Origin of the sequence: Pseudomonas sp. Q1, assembly GCF_009935975.1 — a bacterium.
In the GTDB taxonomy this organism is placed as follows: Bacteria; Pseudomonadota; Gammaproteobacteria; order Pseudomonadales; family Pseudomonadaceae; genus Aquipseudomonas; species Aquipseudomonas palleroniana.
The window spans coordinates 1-720 of record NZ_QODI01000056.1; the positions used below are offsets into that span (position 1 = coordinate 1).

Annotated in this window: 1 protein-coding gene; it reads right to left on the reverse strand. The window is 45.8% G+C overall.

Translation table 11 applies throughout. The annotated features are described in order from the left end of the window. Positions 1-9: 9 nt before the first annotated feature. The coding region (locus DK870_RS29095) for a fibrinogen-related domain-containing protein (RefSeq protein WP_218580688.1) at positions 10-720 on the reverse strand (711 nt) is incomplete at its 5' end.

Genomic DNA, 720 nt, shown 5'->3' on the forward strand with positions numbered 1-720 from the left:
TTCAAATGTCTAAGACACACGTCTGATCTTCATACTGATGGATTTCATACCAACAGAAAAATTGTTCTTCCATGTGTACCAAACATTTCCAACAGCGAAAAGGGTGGGATCATCTCCCCATAAATACACACCATTGGGGTTTGCAAGGTGACAGTTATAGTACCAAAACGCCCCAAGATACACTCTGGCACAGTTTTTTTCATTGGCGTCTTGGTCTTTGTCAAAGGTGGTGAACTTCTGTCCATTATGGTGGGTCATCGAGTCTCCTGCTCCTCCATCAGTGAATCCTGAAACATGTAGTTTGTACCCTTCAGCTTCAGAATCCACAGAGAAGGACGAGTACAGAGCGAAACCTTTCCTCCCGGTGAAGTCCTCCAGATCCACTCTCAGCATGTACTTGTTCTTACGTGTCAGCTGGTACATGTTCTCCAGCCCCAGCCAGTATTCTCCCTCCACATTCCCAAATCCTCTCTTGTACTGATTCCACGGCCGATAGAAATTCACAGTGCCATCCATTCTCCTCTGAAACACCGTCCATGCTCTGTTGTCTTCAGCTTTCCCACCGGAGACCATCTCACAGTAAACCCAGACAGGAATGTATCCTGCTGGATAGATGGAGTAAATCCCACTGACTGTTTGTCCGGAGTTATAAATGTCAGAACAGTCGGCTGGCATGTTTATATTCTGAGTGCATCCTCTCATAAGAAAAGCAGAGAGAAG